This window comes from Pseudoalteromonas sp. P1-11 (assembly GCF_001399995.1).
In the GTDB taxonomy this organism is placed as follows: Bacteria; Pseudomonadota; Gammaproteobacteria; order Enterobacterales; family Alteromonadaceae; genus Pseudoalteromonas; species Pseudoalteromonas atlantica.
In genome coordinates this window covers 87174-104682 of record NZ_LJSP01000006.1, presented here as the reverse complement: position 1 = coordinate 104682, position 17509 = coordinate 87174, and the positions used below count along the sequence as shown (strand labels likewise).

The 17509-nt window shown below is 39.8% G+C and carries 19 protein-coding genes and 1 tRNA gene; 17 read left to right on the top strand and 3 right to left on the bottom strand.

Annotation, left to right across the window (positions count from 1 at the left end; all coding sequences use genetic code 11):
- Positions 1-148: 148 nt before the first annotated feature.
- Positions 149-1348, bottom strand: a complete 1200-nt coding sequence (locus tag AN390_RS12165; protein WP_055254788.1) for an alpha/beta hydrolase-fold protein — start codon at positions 1346-1348, stop codon at positions 149-151.
- Positions 1349-1739: 391 nt separating this feature from the next.
- On the opposite strand from AN390_RS12165, the gene rpsF reads away from it, so the two are divergent.
- The 9 genes from rpsF (at position 1740) to alr (ending at position 7918) form a co-directional block, all read left to right on the top strand.
- Complete coding sequence (gene rpsF / locus AN390_RS12160; protein WP_004588455.1) at positions 1740-2081, top strand: 30S ribosomal protein S6; 342 nt, start codon at positions 1740-1742, stop codon at positions 2079-2081.
- A 43-nt stretch (positions 2082-2124) separates the two neighbouring features.
- A complete protein-coding gene (gene priB, locus AN390_RS12155) occupies positions 2125-2442 on the top strand; it encodes a primosomal replication protein N (RefSeq protein ID WP_004588456.1) in 318 nt (105 codons plus the stop codon).
- Positions 2443-2454: 12 nt separating this feature from the next.
- The gene (gene rpsR / locus AN390_RS12150; RefSeq protein ID WP_002962753.1) at positions 2455-2682 is read left to right on the top strand and encodes a 30S ribosomal protein S18; all 228 of its coding nucleotides are present in this window, start codon (positions 2455-2457) and stop codon (positions 2680-2682) included.
- Between the two features lie 35 nt (positions 2683-2717).
- Positions 2718-3170 carry a 50S ribosomal protein L9 gene (gene rplI / locus AN390_RS12145; protein ID WP_004588457.1) on the top strand — a complete coding sequence of 151 codons (453 nt, stop codon included), beginning with the start codon at positions 2718-2720 and terminating at the stop codon, positions 3168-3170.
- Positions 3171-3380: 210 nt separating this feature from the next.
- Positions 3381-3929, top strand: a complete 549-nt coding sequence (locus AN390_RS12140) for an RNA polymerase sigma factor (RefSeq protein ID WP_004588458.1) — start codon at positions 3381-3383, stop codon at positions 3927-3929.
- Entirely contained in the window at positions 3922-4398 is a 477-nt protein-coding gene (locus AN390_RS12135; protein ID WP_004588459.1) for a hypothetical protein, read from the top strand. Before AN390_RS12140 ends, AN390_RS12135 begins: the two co-directional genes overlap by 8 nt.
- A gap of 9 nt (positions 4399-4407) precedes the next feature.
- The gene (locus tag AN390_RS12130) at positions 4408-5346 is read left to right on the top strand and encodes a DUF4097 family beta strand repeat-containing protein (RefSeq protein ID WP_055254786.1); all 939 of its coding nucleotides are present in this window, start codon (positions 4408-4410) and stop codon (positions 5344-5346) included.
- 113 nt (positions 5347-5459) lie between these two features.
- Entirely contained in the window at positions 5460-6839 is a 1380-nt protein-coding gene (gene dnaB, locus AN390_RS12125; protein ID WP_004588461.1) for a replicative DNA helicase, read from the top strand.
- Positions 6839-7918: an alanine racemase gene (alr, locus tag AN390_RS12120; RefSeq protein WP_024031627.1), complete on the top strand. Its 1080-nt coding sequence runs from the start codon at positions 6839-6841 to the stop codon at positions 7916-7918. The genes dnaB and alr overlap by 1 nt, the downstream gene beginning before the upstream one ends.
- A gap of 14 nt (positions 7919-7932) precedes the next feature.
- On the opposite strand, the gene AN390_RS12115 is transcribed toward alr, so the two are convergent.
- On the bottom strand, positions 7933-8172 hold the full coding sequence (locus AN390_RS12115) for a DUF2960 domain-containing protein (RefSeq protein WP_004588463.1): 240 nt from the start codon (positions 8170-8172) through the stop codon (positions 7933-7935).
- 98 nt (positions 8173-8270) lie between these two features.
- Here AN390_RS12115 and AN390_RS12110 point away from each other — a divergent pair, with 98 nt between their 5' ends.
- Genes AN390_RS12110 through AN390_RS12100 form a run of 3 tightly spaced genes read left to right on the top strand, consistent with a single transcriptional unit; the run spans position 8271 to position 9991 of the window.
- Positions 8271-8522, top strand: a complete 252-nt coding sequence (locus tag AN390_RS12110) for a hypothetical protein (protein ID WP_004588464.1) — start codon at positions 8271-8273, stop codon at positions 8520-8522.
- A gap of 41 nt (positions 8523-8563) precedes the next feature.
- Complete coding sequence (gene pnuC, locus AN390_RS12105) at positions 8564-9181, top strand: nicotinamide riboside transporter PnuC (RefSeq protein WP_055254784.1); 618 nt, start codon at positions 8564-8566, stop codon at positions 9179-9181.
- A gap of 3 nt (positions 9182-9184) precedes the next feature.
- A complete protein-coding gene (locus AN390_RS12100; RefSeq protein ID WP_055254782.1) occupies positions 9185-9991 on the top strand; it encodes a phosphotransferase in 807 nt (268 codons plus the stop codon).
- Here the strand turns inward: AN390_RS12100 and AN390_RS12095 are convergent.
- Complete coding sequence (locus tag AN390_RS12095; protein WP_024031630.1) at positions 9988-10170, bottom strand: hypothetical protein; 183 nt, start codon at positions 10168-10170, stop codon at positions 9988-9990. The two genes, AN390_RS12100 and AN390_RS12095, sit on opposite strands and share 4 nt — an antisense overlap.
- 386 nt (positions 10171-10556) lie before the next feature.
- Here AN390_RS12095 and AN390_RS12090 point away from each other — a divergent pair.
- The 5 genes from AN390_RS12090 (at position 10557) to AN390_RS12070 (ending at position 17383) form a co-directional block, all read left to right on the top strand.
- Positions 10557-10633: transfer RNA gene (locus tag AN390_RS12090), tRNA-Arg, on the top strand.
- A gap of 471 nt (positions 10634-11104) precedes the next feature.
- A complete protein-coding gene (locus AN390_RS12085) occupies positions 11105-12358 on the top strand; it encodes an ATP-binding protein (RefSeq protein WP_157686046.1) in 1254 nt (417 codons plus the stop codon).
- Positions 12351-12956, top strand: a complete 606-nt coding sequence (locus AN390_RS12080) for a response regulator transcription factor (RefSeq protein WP_201780875.1) — start codon at positions 12351-12353, stop codon at positions 12954-12956. The genes AN390_RS12085 and AN390_RS12080 overlap by 8 nt, the downstream gene beginning before the upstream one ends.
- A gap of 166 nt (positions 12957-13122) precedes the next feature.
- Positions 13123-14757, top strand: a complete 1635-nt coding sequence (locus AN390_RS12075) for a methyl-accepting chemotaxis protein (RefSeq protein ID WP_055254777.1) — start codon at positions 13123-13125, stop codon at positions 14755-14757.
- A gap of 19 nt (positions 14758-14776) precedes the next feature.
- Entirely contained in the window at positions 14777-17383 is a 2607-nt protein-coding gene (locus tag AN390_RS12070; RefSeq protein ID WP_055254775.1) for an EAL domain-containing protein, read from the top strand.
- The last annotated feature ends 126 nt before the right edge of the window (positions 17384-17509 follow it).

Sequence of the window (17509 nt, the reverse complement as noted above, 5' to 3'; positions counted from 1 at the left end):
AAAATTGCGCTTTTCACGCGAGCAAGCTCAGCGTCTACATGCAAAGTTTAACACTGAGCTTAATTTTACCTGTAGGCGTTTAGCTTGCTGACGCGACGAGCGTAGCTCGTAATTATCGTTAGTTAAAAAGCGCTTTGCGTTAAATCAGTTACAAATTGGCTTGGGCTTCATTTACCATATCTTGTAGTGCATCAATTAACAGTGGGTCGCGCGAGTTTTGTTTAGCAAGTTTTAGTGCGTGTTTCATACTGGCAACAGCTTCTTTAAACTGTTTGTCAGCCGTGTAGCCTTGCGACAATCGCATGTGGGAGTAAGCAGCATTAGGGTAATCACGAGTAAAGTGTTTAAGTGTAGTTATCGCTTTTTTAGTGTTATCAAACTTTTGCAGGCTGTGGGCAAACTCTACGTACACATCTTGTGGAATTTTAAGCTCAAATCCGTACTTATCGCTCAGTGCTTGGTAGTAACCTGTGATAAGTGATACATCGGCAAACTTTCCGTGCTCATCAGTTACGTTAAAAATTAGGTCACTAAATAAGTGAATTAGGCTATCGCTAAGGGCTGGCAGTATAGTGCCCATATGAGTAAAAGTAGGGTAATGCTTATATTCCCATTTTAGCTGTGTGGGCATTTGTTGTTCTAAATTTACTAACGTATTTAATGCGCCTGTATAAAAACGTGCGCCTTCACTCGCTACACTAATAAATAACTCTTGAGTGCCTTTAGGGTTTTTAGTGTATTTAATAATATTATTTTTTAACTCTTCGTCACTCCACCAACTATTTGGGCTAATAGCTATGTAGTTGTTAAATAATTCAGGCTGATTAACTAAAGTGTAAAGCGCTAATGTACCAGCATTAGAGTGACCAATTAAGGTGTTGTAGCCGTTAGTTGAGTAATTGCTATTTATGTAGGGCATGAGCTCGTCAGACACAAACTTTAAAAAATTGTCGGTTTGTCCAGCATCGGGCCATTTATTTTTTACAAAGGTTTGAAACTCAGTTTTCGGCTCACCATCTACTTTAGGTAAGTAATCACGCACGCGGTTTGTTGTATCAATACCAACAAGCATGGCATTAGGTATTTGTTCGTAATCAACTAAGGATTTTATAACACCTGACGCCGTATGAAAGTGCTCAACACCATCTAGTAAATAAATAATATAAAGCGGCTGATCGTCTTTTACAGTGTCAGGTATGAAAATTCTGATAGGCCTGTCTTCGTTAAGTATTTTTGATTGTAAAATGACTTTTTTACCAACGGTTATTTCGGTTGTAGCAGTGTCTGCGTGGCTTAAAAAAGAGGTACTAAAAGTAAGTGCAAATACAAATGATAGTAAGAGCTTCATAAATATCCTTATTAAATAATGTGTTGCTTAATAATTGCACGGCTTTAGGTTTGAGTAAATGTTTATATTTTAGGCGCAAATGGAGGGGGTAAGTAATTAAAAGCTGCGCTTTTTACGCAAGCAAGCTTTGCGTTTACACAAACCCAACGCACTTATCGTAATTCTGCTTGTTGATGTAAAGCGAATGCATATTAATATGACCCTGATTGATAGCTGATAGCTGATAGCTGATAGCTTTAACACTTATCTATCAAAGCTTAAAAAACCTGCTTGCTTAATTATCCATCTAAGCGTAAAATGCGCGCTCATTTCGGCTTTTACACTATTAATTCCTTGCCTTAAACCGACCGGCCGAAACGGTAGAAGGCTCTATTAACCGTAAGGAATATCCATGCGTCATTACGAAATCGTATTCATGGTTCACCCTGATCAGAGTGAGCAAGTATCTGGTATGATCGAACGTTATACTGGTTCTATCACTGAAGCTGGTGGTACTATCCACCGTCTTGAAGACTGGGGCCGTCGTCAACTGGCTTACCCAATCAACAAGCTTCACAAAGCTCATTATGTTCTTATGAACGTTGAAGCACCTACTGAAGTAATCAGCGAGCTAGAAACTACTTTCCGCTACAACGATGCAGTGCTTCGTAACTTAGTTATGCGTACTAAAAATGCAGTAACTGAAGCGTCTCCTCTTGCAAGAGAAGAGAAGAAAGAAGCACCAGCTGCTTAATTGTTTTGAGTCCTAGCATGGCACGTAGTCAGCAGTTAATGTAATGGTTAGCCCATATATGAATCAGCTGGTTATATCGGGGGTTGTTTGTAAAACACCCAAGTTTAGCCAAAGCCCTGCAGGCATACCGCATTGTATTTTTGTTGTAGAACATAAATCGATGCAAACCGAAGCAGATCTTAACCGTAATAGTTACGTTAGGCTTCAGGTTGTTGCCAGTGGTAAGCAAATGCAACAACAGACTCAACATTTGCACGTTGGGCAGGCATTGCAAGTGAGTGGTTTTTTAAATCGCCACGAAGGTCGTAACGGCCTTAGCCAATTGGTTTTGCATGCTCAGCATATAGAAAGAATTATTTGAGGAATTAATCTCATGGCACGTTATTTCAGACGTCGTAAGTTCTGCCGCTTTAAAGCGGAAGGCGTACAACAAATCGATTACAAAGATCTAGCTACTCTTAGAAACTATGTTACAGAAAGTGGCAAAATCGTACCTAGCCGTATTACAGGTACTAGCGCTAAATACCAGCGCCAGCTAGCAACTGCTATTAAGCGTGCTCGCTACTTAGCCCTTCTTCCATACACTGACTTACATAAGTAAGCAGCGGATTAACAGTTTTTAAAAGGTGTAGAAACATGCAAGTTATTCTACTAGATAAGATCGCTAACCTAGGTGGCCTAGGTGACCAGGTTGTTGTTAAATCTGGCTTCGCACGTAACTTCCTTTTCCCGCAAGGTAAGGCAGTTCCTGCAACTAAAGCAAACATTGAAACGTTTGATGCTCGTCGCGCAGACTTAGAAGCGAAAATCGCTGAACAGTTAACTGCAGCACAAGCACGCGCTGACAAACTAGAAGCATTAGCAGAAGTTACTTTAGTATCTAAAGCTGGTGACGAAGGTAAGCTATTCGGTTCAATCGGTACTCGTGACATCGCTGACGCTATCTCAGCTGTTGGTGTTGAAGTTGCTAAATCAGAAGTTCGTTTACCTCACGGTACTATCCGTGAAACTGGCGAATTCGACGTTGCAATCGCAGTACACTCAGACGTAACAGCTACTATTAAAGTAATCGTTATTGCTGAAGCTTAATTTTTAATTAAGCCCAAAAAGCCGTGCTTTTAGCGCGGCTTTTTTGTATCTAAAATTCCTCTTTAATACCCATCTAATAGCTCTATATAAAATTATTTAACTATTTTTATTATTAGTTTAAACCTTTCTTGTCTGTCTTTGCGTCTTAGTAATCAATACACTCATTAATACACGTTTTTAAATAAAAATAATTAAAAGGCGACATCACGGATGTTACACACAAAACCCGAGCACACGCCCCTATGCGACCTTGCTCTCATTGAGCGTGTTAAAGCGGGGGATCAAAATGCTTATAAGGCATTATATGAGCTGCATATAAAGCGTGTTTACGGTTTATGTTTGCGCTTATTGGCCGATGAAGCGCACGCTGAAGATGCCGCTCAAGAAGTGTTTGTGCAGGTGTGGCATAAAATAGCGCAGTTTGACGGGCGCTCACAATTTTCTACTTGGCTATATAGCGTAGCAAGCAACATTGCGATTAGTTATGTACGCAAGCATAAAAGCTGGTTAAACAAAGTTGTGAGCATAGAACAAAGCGGTATGGATGAGCAAAGCGCGCAAAGTTGTAAGGGATTAAACGGGTTAGATAAATTAATTGTTCGCCTACCAGAGCGCGCCCGCATGGTGTTTGTTTTATATGCCATTGAAGGCTACCGCCACGAAGAAATAGCCCAGCAATTGGGAATGGCAGTGGGGTCGAGTAAGTCGCAATATCATCGTGCAAGGCAGTTATTACAAGAGTGGTACGAGTATGAGTAAACAAAATTTTGATGACTACTTAAACGAGTCTTTAAACAATTTAAATAAAGACATAGCGCCCAATAAAGCACTTTGGCAGGGCATTGAACACGCCATAGTGACAGCTAAGCCACCTGCTGTTAAAGCGCCACTATGGCCTAAATTAAGCGCTATTGCTGCGTGCAGTGCAGCTGCGTTATTAGCAATAAATATATTTATGAGCAATAACGAGCCAAGCCAAGTGGTTGCTATGAGCGATTATTTTAAAGCGCAAAAGCAAAGTTTATTAGTGCAGTACAAAAACCAGGATGCACTTACCAATAACTGGCAAGCACAGTTACAAGAGCTTGAAGAAGCAGAGCAAGCAATTAAACAGGCACTTGAAAACGAGCCGCAAAATCAGGCATTACTGACCATGTTGGCGCAAGTTTACCAGCAACAACTCGACTTAATTAACAAGGTGCATGCACCGCGTTGGCAGCAAATATAGGGGAATAACATGAAAGCAATTTTACTTGGGCTAAGCCTATTACCACTGAGCGTTTTAGCGGGCGAAAAAATAGATAAGCAAATAGAGGTGCCAAGCGGCGGCACTATTTTTATTGAAAACCAACGCGGCGATGTAAACATAACCGGCTGGGATAAAAACGAATTTAAAGTCTCCGGCGAGCTTGATGACAAGGCCGAAGGGTTTGAGCTTAAAACGACAGGCGATAAAACCGAATTTATAGTAAAAATGCCACGCAATTTGGGATGGGGTAACAATGGAGATGGCTCTAACTTAACGGTATTTATGCCAAAAAGCAGTCGCTTAGAATTTGCTGGCGTAAATGTGTCAGTGACTGCAAAAACACTTAAAAAAGGCGCTGAGGTTGATGTTGTTAATGGTGAAATTACGGTAGATGACATTAGCGGCACTGTTAAATTAAGCACCGTTAATGGCGATGTAAACGCACAGAACTTAAGCGGCAATATTCAATTTGAAACCGTAAACGGTGAAATAAACGATAAGCAATCAAGCGGAGAGCTGCGCTTTAGCGCCGTAAATGGCGATATTAAATCAAGCACAACCGCAAACGACGTACGATTAGAAAACGTAAATGGCGATATCGATTTTACATTATCGAGCATAAAAAGCTTACGTATTAATACTGTAAACGGCGAAGCTGAAATACACATCAGCGAACTGCTAAAAGGGGCTGATGTTCGCTATGAGTCGGTAAGTGGTGATGCTGATTTTTACTTCCCGCAAAGCGTGTCGGCTCAGTTTGAGATTAAAGCGCACGCCAACGGTAAAATTATTAATAAAGTTACCAGCGATAAAGTTACTAAAGCTAAATATGGCCCTTCTAGTGATTTAGAGTTTAGTGCCAATGGTGGCAGCGCAAGTGTTGAAATGGATACTATAAGCGGGCGCATTGAGCTGCGAACTAAATAACGCTAATTAGCGTTAATGATTACAAAAAGCAGGAAAAGATTTCCTGCTTTGCTATTTGCACAGCCCCGCCAAGTCGATAGAATAGAGCCATTCAATTTTAGTACTGTGAAGTTATGGCCAAACCAGATAAGCAAGTCGATACCCTTAAAGTTCCTCCCCATTCAATAGAAGCTGAACAATCTGTTTTAGGTGGCTTAATGCTTGATAACCAAGCTTTTGACCGCGTAGCAGAGCTGGTTGTTGCGCAGGACTTTTATACCCGCACCCATAAGCTTATTTTTGAAGCCATGACCGCGCTTGCTGAAGTGGGCGATCCGATAGATTTAATCACAATTTCAGAAAGTCTTGAAAAAAATAACCAACTAGCAGGCATTGGTGGTTTTGCTTACTTAGCTGAAATAGCTAAAAACACCCCAAGTGCTGCGAATATCGATGCATACGCCAATATTGTGCGTGAGCGCGCGGTAGTACGCGAAATGATTGGCGTAGCTAATGAAATAGCCGAAGCTGGTTTTAACCCAGAAGGGCGCACCAGCCACGACTTATTAGACTTTGCCGAGAGTAAAGTATTTAAAATTGCTGAGCAACGTACAAAAAGTACCGAAGGCCCGCAAAGCATTCATAACATTCTTGAAAAAACCGTCGATAAAATCGAAGAGCTATACCAGTCGCCGCAAGACGGTGTAACCGGTGTAAGCACTGGGTATGCTGATTTAGATAAAATGACAGCAGGTATGCAGCCTTCTGATTTAATTATTGTTGCAGCACGTCCTTCAATGGGTAAAACCACGTTTGCGATGAACCTTGCTGAGCATGCCGCAATGACGCAAGACAAGCCTGTGCTTATTTACTCATTAGAGATGCCCTCTGAACAAATTATGATGAGGATGTTGGCATCACTTGGTCGTATTAACCAAACTAAGGTACGTACTGGCCAGCTAGATGATGACGATTGGGCACGCCTTTCATCAACTATGGGGCTGTTGATGGAAAAAGGCAAAATGTATGTTGATGATGCATCGGGGCTTACACCTACCGATGTGCGTTCACGTGCAAGACGTATAGCGCGCGACCACGGTGGTATTAGTATGATCATGGTCGATTACCTTCAGTTAATGCGTGTACCTAGTTTATCAGATAATCGTACTTTAGAGATTGCCGAAATATCGCGTTCATTAAAAGCGCTCGCTAAAGAGTTACAGTGCCCGGTTATTGCGCTTTCGCAGCTAAACCGTACGCTAGAGCAACGTGCCGATAAACGCCCAATTAACTCAGATTTACGTGAGTCGGGTTCGATAGAGCAAGATGCCGATTTAATCATGTTTATATACCGTGATGAGGTATACAACGAAGACAGTACAGAAAAAGGCATCGCCGAAATTATCATAGGTAAACAGCGTAACGGCCCAATTGGTAAAGTGCGCTTAACCTTCCAAGGGCAATTTTCTCGCTTTGATAATTACGCGGGGCCAGCAGTTGATGATGAATACTAATGCGCCTAGCCACTGCCGAAATTAACCTAACCGCCCTTGCGCATAACTTATCGCAGGTAAAACGTTTTGCGCCAAATAGCAAAATAATGGCGGTATTAAAAGCCAATGCGTATGGGCATGGTTTAGTAAAAATTGCCCAGCACTTAAATAGTGCTGATGCTTTTGCTGTTGCCCGAATTGATGAAGCCCTCGCACTGCGCGCCGGTGGTTTAACAAAGCCAATAGTACTGCTTGAAGGTTTTTTTAATAAAGCCGACTTACCTATTTTATTGGCTAATAATTTTCAAACTATTGTGCACGACGAAAACCAGCTTGCAGCAATAGAAAATGCCACCTTAGATGCGCCAATTACTTGCTGGCTAAAAATAAACACCGGCATGCACCGATTAGGCATAGCACCTGAGCAGTTTGACGCATTTTATAGCCGCTTGCAGCGCACACCCAATGCTAAAAGCACCATTAATTTGATGACCCATTTCTCGTGTGCCGATGATACGCACAATACTAAAACGGCACAGCAAATTAGCTTATTTGATACGCTTGTAAAGGGCATAGACCAAGCACATTGTTTATCAAACTCGGCCGGTATTATAGCTTGGCCAGCAGGACACGGTGATTGGATACGCCCAGGACTTATGCTTTATGGGGTGTCGCCAATGGCAAACTGCACAGGGCAAGAGCACAATTTAAAGCCGGTCATGCGTTTAACCACAAAGGTGATTGCAGTGCGTGATGTTGCCGCCCATGAGCGAGTAGGGTACGGAGGCCGTTGGCAAAGTGACAAACCAACCCAATTAGCCGTAGTGGCTATGGGTTATGGCGATGGCTATCCGCGTCATGCCAAAGAAGGCACACCGGTTATGATTGCAGGGCAGCGTTACGGTATTGTAGGCAGTGTGTCTATGGATATGATAAGCATTGATATAGGCGAAAACGAGCACAATGTTAAAGTAGGCGACAGCGTTACAATGTGGGGGCCGGAGCTTCCGGTTGAAGAAATAGCCCACTGCGCCGATACTATCCCTTACGAATTACTGTGTAATATTACGCCGCGCGTAAGTTACGAGTACCAGCGATAGTTAATAAGTGATATTTATTCTTTAATAAAGTAAATATCACTAAAGCCCATACGGGCAAATTCTTGGTCACGAAAGTTACGTACAGCCGAAGAGCCTTTTGAGGTCATTTCTATTTGGCGTACCATGTTTAAGTAGTTAGTTAAATCAATACCTTCGGCAGCGGCAATAGCTTGATACATGTCGTGGTATTTGTCTTTTGCGAAGTTAATTTCGCGCGGTTGGTTTTTAAATGTATAGGTTATTCTGCGTGCCATAATAAGCTCAGCTAATTGAGTGTGAGTGTAATTTTACACTGTATTGAACTGGCATTGAACGATTTGTTGAAATCAAATAATTAAAAGTAGAGTTTAAAATGAAATTATCAGTAGAGATCAGTAAATACCCACTTCATCAAGATTACATCCCGTTTATTAAGGGCTTTATTGACCGTTTAAACGAATACGACAACTTAAAAGTGATCACCAATACGCTTTCTACGCAAATTTTTGGCGATTACGATTTAGTAATGCAAGTGCTAAACACCGAAATTAAACGCTCGTACGAAGAGTTTGGTAAGGCTATTTTTGTTTGTAAGTTTTTATCTGGCGATTTATCTCCAGAGTAATCGCCTTTATTTAACGTGTATTAAAAACGGTAACCGCACACATGGATTTTTTAACACAAACCTTAAGTGGTTTTACAGCAATGTCGCATTGGGAATATATTGCGGTAGGGTTGTCTATTGCTTATTTATTACTGGCAATAAAAGAGAGCCTATGGTGCTGGCCTGCCGCTTTTTTTAGCACGCTTATTTATACCATAATGTACTGGAATGGCGCGCTGCTTATGGAGTCGCTACTCAATTTTTATTACATGTACATGGCTGTATTTGGCTGGATGGTATGGCGCAAAGGCAAAGCAGATAATATTAGTATTACCTCATGGTCTACACAACGCCACGCCATTCTTATAGGCGCTACGGGCTTAGCGGCCATTATTATTGGCTATGTAATGCAAAACTACACCCACGCCGATTTTGCCTACCTAGATAGCTTTACAACCTGTTTTGCGGTGGTAACCACGTATTTAGTTGCTAAAAAAGTACTCGAAAACTGGCTGTATTGGATTGTTATTGATGCGGCCTCTATGTATTTGTATTACGAAAAAGGCTATTACCCAACGCTCGCGCTATTTATTTTTTACACTATTATGGCCGCGTGGGGATTTAAAACCTGGTACGAAGAGTACGAGCAAAGCCAAGCTAAGCCATTAGCGCAATTATAACGCATGCACCGTAATCCAAATATTGCCGCGTTATGTAGTGAGTTTGTGGCACCTGAGCACGTGCTACAAACTACTAAATTAGTGAATGGTTTAAGTAACGACAATTACCTAATAAAAACTTCACAGCAAAACTACTTATTAAAATGCTACAAATCGCATTGGCCTAAAATAGGGCTACAAGCCCAAACTGCACTTAGCCAGCATAACGTTTGCCCTAAACCCATTTGGCTCGATAAGGCTAACAGGCGAGCTGCATTTCGCTATATTTGTGGTGATATCGCTACTAATAATTACAGTATTGACCTAGTTGAAAAGTTGGCACGCGTTCATAGTTACCCTCTAGCTACACAGCCAATGGACATTGCAAAAGAGCTTGTGTATTACGCTAATAGCAACATATATCAACAGCACAGCCGCTTAATTGAAGATACGCTAAGCGCCATTAGTGATATGCCCTACAGCAGTGGCTTTTGTCATAACGATTTAGTTAAAGATAACCTAATAGTAAATTCAAGAGGCATGTATTTAATTGACTTTGAATATGCGCAAACAAACGACGTGTATTTTGATTTAGCGGCACTTGCGGTTAGCTTAGAGCTAAATGGGCACGCAGAGCACACTTTGCTTGAGCAATATAGCGCCCAGCAAGCAATACCCAGTGAGTTTTATTGCGCTTATGACAAGCTACGTTACTTTAAAGTGGTGTTTTTGGTGTTGTGTATAGGGTGGTATGAGCAGCGCGACATAAATAATAAGGCAAGCACATTACGCGCGCAGCTAAATAAGTTATTAAACGAGATAAAAGGTTAAAGCCCGCCAAAACGCGCGGCAAGCTCTTTGTACTTTGCTACTTCGTCAGCATCAAATTGGGGTTCACCGTTTTCATCTTCAGACTTGGCAATAAGCAAGCTCTCACGAGCAAGGCGTTTTACCCGCTCGGCTTTTACACCTAAAAACTCAGCCACTTGCTCAGTCGACATTAAACTCATAATTACATCCTCTATATAATCCGTAAGCATTCAGAACATGTTGCCAAACGGTTACTATTTTTTTATCGAATACCAATAAATAGCTTGTTTTTGGCAAGTTGTGAAGTGTTTTATCAAAAACAGTTTGATTTATAGGCATATAACTCAATGATGCTGGTATTTATTTAAAGATCTCTTTATTATTGCCAGTGCTAAAGCATTGATATCGCGAGTTAGTGTTTTAGCAACAAATGTGCTCTTGTGGTGAAATGGATATCACGTGGTCCACCCTTTGGTGAGCTATATAAAACAAGCGCAGTAATAGTGAGCTTATAATGCATTTTTGTAAGTTCACATTACAACTTAAGGTAATTATCCCCTAACTCATTAGTAGTTATGATTATTGGCCGCCCGTAGCTCAGCTGGATAGAGCGCACCCCTCCGGAGGGTGAGGCCAGAGGTTCGAATCCTCTCGGGCGGGCCATTTTACAAATCACTTCAATATTATTTATCTTCCATACCTTACACCGAAAAAGCCCCCTTGAGGAAATATGCGCTTAAATGCATATTTTTGTATTAATATATAATAATTATTCATATACTTGTAACAAATGTAATTTACTCTTGGATGTTAGACTAAAACTCATAACGTTTTGGCTGTGTTTTATTCTAAAGTGATGCTTATTAGCTTTTGAATCATAGGGATATTTTTTATGCATTTATTAACCTATGTTTTGGCGGCCTATTCGTGTATACAATTTTTAATATTTATTGGATTAACTCTGTAAAACCTGTAATTACAGCCTTAGTATTGATTGCTGTTATTTTGGCAATATTTTTTGTCGATACATTTTGCTCAATTAATATCTCAATACCTGTCTTTTATATTGTTGTTATAATTTTTTACTCTAATAAAGAATCGTTACAGCGAGTATATGGTTTAAGTGCAGCCTGTATGCTGCTAACCGTTTTAGCCTTCTTACTTGGCCATTATAACAACATATGGTCTATCGAATTTGCCCACTGCTTTGTTAACCTAGTTGCTATTATTAGCACCACCTTTTTGATCAGAAAAAACAAATTAAAAAGTGAAAAATTACGCTACAGCGAAGAGCTTTTAACGCAAACTCAAGAGCTGAGCAAAACAGGCAGTATTCGCTTCGATTCCCCAACAAAACAAGTTACTTGGTCACATGAAACGGCCCGTATTTTTGATTATGATTTAACTAAACAGCCAACCTTGGCATGTATTTATCGACGAGTACATCGTGCCGATATAGTTAATTTAAAAGAAGCGTTAACTGAATTTAGTGATGAATCATCCCTTGTTTCTGTGCAATTTAGGCTAATGCTTTCAAATCATAAAATTAAATATGTTTGTATGCTGTTAAAAAGGGTACCCCTTGGCGATACAAGCGCTGTATACATTGGCGCAATTCAAGATATTACAAAGTTTAAGTTAAATGAATTTGCTAAAACCAAAGCCCAGTCTGATCTGGCTCATGCAAACCGTGTAAGTGTGCTTGGAGAGCTGACGACTACGCTTGCCCATGATATTAATCAGCCGCTCTCAGCAATTACTATAAATAGCGAAGCTGCAGGACGCTGGCTTGCGCAAAGCCCGATAAACACGCACGAAATAAAACAAAATTTACTTGGAATTAATAAAGGGGCTCAAAAGGCCAGTGACATTATTCAGTGCATTTATGCACTTGCTAAAAAATCACCTATCGATAAAACCTTAGTGCCAATCAATAGTATATTTAGCGAATCGTTTGCGCTTATGGATGGGTTAATTAATAAAACAGATGTGGCAATTGATTATCAAGGGAACTCGGCTGATTGCGCTTTATTTGCTAATAAAGTGGCTCTTCAGCAAGTGATAATTAACCTCTTACTTAATAGTATTCAGGCGTTTAAACATGACCAAGCAGATAAAAAAATTAGTATTACGGTACAAATTAATGGCTCAAATATAGAGATAATAATGAAAGATAATGGGCCTGGTTTTAAAAGTGATAGTGCGTCAAAATTTTTTAATGCGTTTTACACAACCAAAAAAAATGGCATGGGAATGGGGCTTACTATCTGTAGCACTATTATTAAAGATCATAACGGGATCATTAAGATTAGTAACAATCCAACAGGGGGAGCATGTGTCATATTAAGCCTAAAGGCTCAATGTGATGGGGGAGAAGTATATGAATAAGCCTTTAGTAATAGTGATTGATGATGAACAAGCAATTCGTGAGGCTATAGGCAGCCTTGTGCGCTCTGTAGGATTAGACTTTTGCGGATATGGTTCTATTCACGATTTTAATGCTACTGTAGATCAAACTCGCCCTAGTTGCCTAATTTTAGATGTGAGAGTTAATTTGGATAATGGGCTAGATTTTCAAAATAACTTAAAGCAATTAGGCTTACAAATCCCCATTATTTTTATAACGGGTTATGGCGATATTGCTATGTCGGTTAAGGCAATGAAAGCCGGTGCTATCGACTTTTTAACTAAGCCATTTAGAGAGCAAGATTTACTTGATGCAATAATGCAAGGCCTACAAAAAAGCCAATCGCATCTAAAGCTGCTGCAATTACAACAAAAATATAAGCAGTTAAGTATGCGAGAAAGAGAAGTAATGAGTATGGCTGTAAGTGGTTTACTTAATAAACAAATTGCATCTGAGCTTAATTTAAGCCTAATAACAGTAAAAATTCACCGTGCGAATGCGTCTAAAAAAATGCAAGCCAGTTCATTTGCCGAATTAGTAAGAATGAACGAAATGTTACTTTCTTCGATGAATGGTTAATGAATAAATACCCAATAAAACACCTCATTAACTTTAGGATCAATCACCCTATACCAAGGTATAGGCAGTACATACGCACGTACAGATACAGTAACATTTGAGTACAATTTTCATTATAAAGTTTACAGCGTAGCATTGCGCACAATTTAAACTACTGTGAAATATAATGGATATTAGAAAAGTAAGCATCGCAAAACGAGCTGTATTATTTTGCGCATTTTTAACATTAGTATCATGCCTAATTGGTAGCGGTGCTTTTTTTGTTTTATCTAAAGTTAACTCTATAACGAACACCATTAATGAGTATTGGGTGCCAGGCCTTATACAAGCGCAAGAGCTAAGTAATGATATTGCGAGTATTCGCTTAGAAGGTCAGCGCATTCGTGCCACAGAGCTCTCTTCAGTGATTGCCACGAGTAAACAAATTATTGTGCAAAACGAAGCAAATATTACAACCACCTTATTTACTTTAAAAAATGCACATAATGATCCAGAAAAAACCGCAATAGCTAATCAGCTCAGTACTGCGGTTAATACTTATTTTCAAAGCCTAAATGAGCTTATTGGCAAAATAGAAAACAATTCGCTAAGCCAGCTGCGCTCAATTGAGCTCAATAAAGAGCTGGCTGTTAAAGGCAGTGAGCTATACCGCCACTTAGGCGCACTTATTAAATATAATGAAGTGGGCGTGAGCAAAGCAACTCGCTCTGCGGATCAAACATTTAATAACGCAATCATAATTCTTGTTGCTGTTATTTTAGCCGCTGTGATAATTAATATATTGCTGGGAATGTTGTTTATTCGCAGTATTGTTACTCCACTAAATCAGGCTGTAATACTGTTAAATAGCATTTCACAGGGCAATTTAAACAACCAAATTGAAATTAACGAAGCACATAATGACGAAACCAGTCTGCTTTTTCATAGCATGCGCGCTATGCAGCATAGCTTATCAAGCATGGTTGAAAAAATTACCTTAAGCTCACAAAACCTGTCCTCAGCTGCATTTCAAATTAATGAAGTGATGGCGCAAAGTAATAATGATTTACGCTCGCAAAGTGAGCAAATAGATCAGTCTTCAGAATCAATTTCGCAAATGAATATTGCGATTGACGAAGTTTCGCATAATGCCAGTGTCACCTCGGCGTTATCGCAATCATCCGATCAAGATGCGCAGCAAGCAAAGGCTAATTTAGATGAGTCAATGCGCGCAATTTCTGAGTTAGTAAATGAAGTACTAGCCGTATCTAGCAGCACCAGCTCACTTGAAAAAAGCACAGATGAAATAGCCAGTGTTTTGGTCGTTATTCAAAGTATTGCCGATCAAACCAACCTACTTGCACTTAATGCCGCTATTGAAGCTGCTCGTGCAGGAGACTATGGCCGCGGTTTTTCTGTTGTTGCAGAAGAAGTGAGATCGCTTGCTCATCGTACGCAAGAGTCTACTAAAGAAATTGAGTCGTTAATTAGTAACATTCAACACCATACCAAAAACACCGTGGAGTCTTTAAAAGAAAGCTCGCAAAAAGCAGGCTATACCCTCACTCAATCTGAGCAAGTAAGCACCTCACTTGATAAAGTAACGCGGGCAATTAGTGAGATAAACGGTAAAAATATTGTGATTGCTACAGCCACAGAACAACAAGCTATGGCAACGAAAGAGCTCAACCGAAATATAGACAATGTAAAAGAGTTATCTACCTCTACGGCCAGTGGCGCAAATCAGACATTTGTTGCTACGCAGGAACTTAATAATTTAGCGGCAGATCTTAATGATGCTGTGATGAGCTTTAAAATTTAACTGTTAAGGTTATAAATACATGAATAGCATTATTGGTGTTGAGCTAGATAAAACTAAACCTAAGCTAAATATAAAGTCGTTTTTAGTTAATAAAACCTTTAAGTGGGCAAGCTTTTGGGGCGGAACATTATTGTTACTTTGCTGCTTTTTGTACATGAGTTATACGCAAATTCAAAAGCACACCATAGCGCAACAGTACAATCTTAATTTAGCATTAGAGTCACGTATTTATGATGGTCTTATTTTTCCGCGTTTAAGCTCGCTAAGAAAAATCGATCAGTTTATAAATCAGCAGGTGATTTTACAAAAGCAAGAAGTGTTCGCTTATAACCAGTCGCTGCAATACTCTCTGGCAAATATAAACGTATACAACTCTTTAGGCGATATTGTCCTTGGTGCAGAGCACGTAGAGCTTGAAAGCTTTATTAAAGCAAAACCACCTTTGCGTGAAACGTTATACGCCGATCAAGGCAATAACTCTCTGCATATTATTATTCCTACACAAAGAAGTGGCGAGTTGTCGGGCTGGGTCTCTACACAAATGCCACTGGATGCAATTACTGCACTTTTTGCCTCTATAGATGTGGGTAAGCATGGCATATTAGCTATACGTTTAGATAATACTTATAGTGATTTAATCCATTACCCACGCCTTTTACCTAGCTCTGAGCAAAACTACCCTAAGCTTTTAGATAGCATGGTGAGTACGTCAAACTCAGGCACGCTAAAAAGTGCTGATTACTACGATAAAAAGAACCGTTTATATAACTATAAGCGCATAGGCGACACCGCCCTTTACCTAGTCACCGGCTTAGCAGTAAAAGATTACTTAGCCGAGTGGATTATTTATGTATACATAGCCATTGGCCTAAGTGGCGCTATGTTGTTTTTAGTTTATTGGTTTAACAACAAGTTAGGGTTATCGGTAAAGCGTGAATACACCGCACTAGAAAGTTTAAAACTACACGAGATACAAACCAAGTTATTGCTCGATAGCATAGGCCAACCAATTATTATTGTGAATTTAGACGGGGGGTGTCGCTATTTAAATAAAGCGGCTTATAAACTCACGGCTATAGCTCAAGATGTGGTTGATGAAAATTACACGCTAAACGAGTTGTTTGGTCATAATGCGACATTTATACCTAGCTTGCTTGATAACATAAATAGTGCAAAAGAGTTCTCGGCTGAGCTATTAGAGTACACGAATGATCACGGCGATACCTTTTCGTTAGAAATTAGAGCGTACCCAAACTTGCAAGAGCAAAAGCTGCTTGGCGCATTTATTAGTGTTCACGATATATCTGAAAAGAAAGCCGCAGCCGAAAAACTAGCTTATATGGCGATGCATGACCCGTTAACAGGTTTAATTAACCGCTGGAAGCTAACCGAAGAGTTTGATAAAGCTGTTGCTAAGGCCCGTTACACGAAACAAGAAGTTGTGCTCATTTTACTTGATTTAGACAACTTTAAAGCGATTAACGACTCATTAGGGCATGGCGCTGGCGATTTAGTGTTAGTTGAAGTGGCAAAACGTTTGCAGCAATTTAATAATGAAAGCCATTTGATATCGCGTTTAGGGGGGGATGAATTTTTACTATTAGCCAATACTCAAGGGCTTGCTCAGCTAAATATTCTGTTAAAAGAAATGCTATTTTTGTTTAATACCGCATTTGTAATTGACGACTACCAAGTTGTTATTACGCCTTCTATTGGCGTTGCGCGTTATCCAGAGCATGGAACAAGCTTTGAAGAAATGCTAAAAGCGGCTGATGTTGCGCTTTATGATGCAAAAGACAGTGGTAAAAATGCATATAGTTTTTACGCACCGCATATGGGTGAAGAAGGGGTTCGTAAGCTCTATGTACAAACACAATTAAGGCAAGCATTTGAGCAGCAAGATCTGTATTTAGACTACCAACCACAGTTTGATATAAATAGTCGTAAAGTTGTTGGTGTGGAAGCCTTATTACGCTGGAAGCATGCAGAGCTTGGGCAAGTTTCACCTGCTGAATTTATACCGGCAGCGGAGCGAAGTGGCTTGATTATTCCTATTACGCAATGGATTTTAAACCAAACATGCGAGCAAGCCGCAAAGTGGGAAGCGCAATATAATCAAAAAATTGTATTAGCTATTAACTGCTCTGCGCATCACTTTACACAGGGCTGCCTTGTAAGTGATGTAAAGAGTGCGTTGTCTGAGTCAGGATTAAGCCCTGAACTACTCGAGCTTGAAGTGACCGAATCGGCATTATTAGAATCATCAGAAAAAGTAACAACTATCATTTCTGCTCTAAAAGAGCTTGGTGTTAAATTTGCGATAGATGACTTTGGTACCGGTTACTCTAATATGGCTTACTTAAAGCAATTTGCCGCTGACAAATTAAAAATTGATCGTTCGTTTATCTCTAAACTTGATAGTAAAAGTGATGTCTCTATCGTAGAGGCCATTATAACGCTTGCTCATAATTTTAATTTAATAGCGATTGCAGAGGGCGTTGAAATGGAAAGCGAACTCAAAACTTTACAAGATAATGGCTGCAACCAAGTACAAGGGTTCTTATTGTCAAAGCCAATATCGAGCGATTCAATACATAGTATGTTGGCAACACAATGTAATGCTTAATACTTACTATAAAATAACTAGATTTGTACTTTTTAGTATGGATCTAGTTATTTATTATTTGCTAAATCTCAAAAAGTAGACTTTTAGGGTTAAACAATGCTATTTAGTAGGCATATTTAATTGTAG